Source organism: Citrobacter sp. TBCS-14, assembly GCF_005280805.1.
Classification (GTDB): domain Bacteria; phylum Pseudomonadota; class Gammaproteobacteria; order Enterobacterales; family Enterobacteriaceae; genus Citrobacter; species Citrobacter gillenii.
The window spans coordinates 1-271 of the sequence record NZ_SZWM01001021.1 but is presented as its reverse complement, the minus strand read 5'-3'; the positions used below and the strand labels follow the sequence as shown (position 1 = coordinate 271).

Below are 271 nucleotides of genomic sequence, written 5' to 3'. Positions count from 1 at the left end.
CCCGGCGTGGATATTTTACGATCTGGTGATTACCGATCGCTTTGGTCTGGGTAATCGCCTGACTGCAGCCAACATTGATAAATGGACGTTGTACCAGGTTGCCCAGTATTGCGATCAGCCGGTACCGGATGGAAAAGGTGGAAGCGGGACAGAACCACGCTATACCTGTAACGTCTATGTTCAGGAGAGGAATGACGCTTACACTGTGCTGCGTGACTTTGCGGCTATATTCCGGGGTATGACGTACTGGGGCGGCGATCAGATTGTGGCC

The 271-nt window shown here is 52.8% G+C and carries 1 protein-coding gene; it reads left to right on the top strand.

Annotated elements, in window-relative coordinates:
• Nucleotides 1–271 (top strand): hypothetical protein (locus tag FDX22_RS31930; RefSeq protein ID WP_255433048.1); only part of this gene is annotated, 271 nt, incomplete at both ends.